Source organism: Pseudoalteromonas sp. S1610, assembly GCF_005887465.1.
Lineage (GTDB): Bacteria > Pseudomonadota > Gammaproteobacteria > Enterobacterales > Alteromonadaceae > Pseudoalteromonas > Pseudoalteromonas undina.
On sequence record NZ_PNDI01000147.1, the window covers coordinates 1 to 278 of the forward strand.

Below are 278 nucleotides of genomic sequence, written 5' to 3' on the forward strand. Positions count from 1 at the left end.
CACCATAAGGTCGCGCAATTTGATCACCAGTAGAGAACTGAACGTTCCCTGTATCTATTTGGTCTCGAATACCGCATATACGTTGATGAAAAGTAGGTTCAGTAATATCACGCTGTGGTATAGATATAATCTCCCCAGAGCTAGAGTCGGTGCCGCTGCGTGTAATTAACGCATCAGACACAGCTTCGTTTATATGCTTTTTATAACGCCTAATAAACGGGTGGCGGTTTACTGTGCTTTTGGTTTTTCAATTTAAACTCCTGTCGATAAAATTCTCC

Annotated in this window: 1 pseudogene; it reads right to left on the reverse strand. The window is 41.7% G+C overall.

The annotated features are described in order from the left end of the window. Positions 1-278: pseudogene (locus CWB77_RS18160) on the reverse strand (DUF444 family protein); the annotation flags it as partial.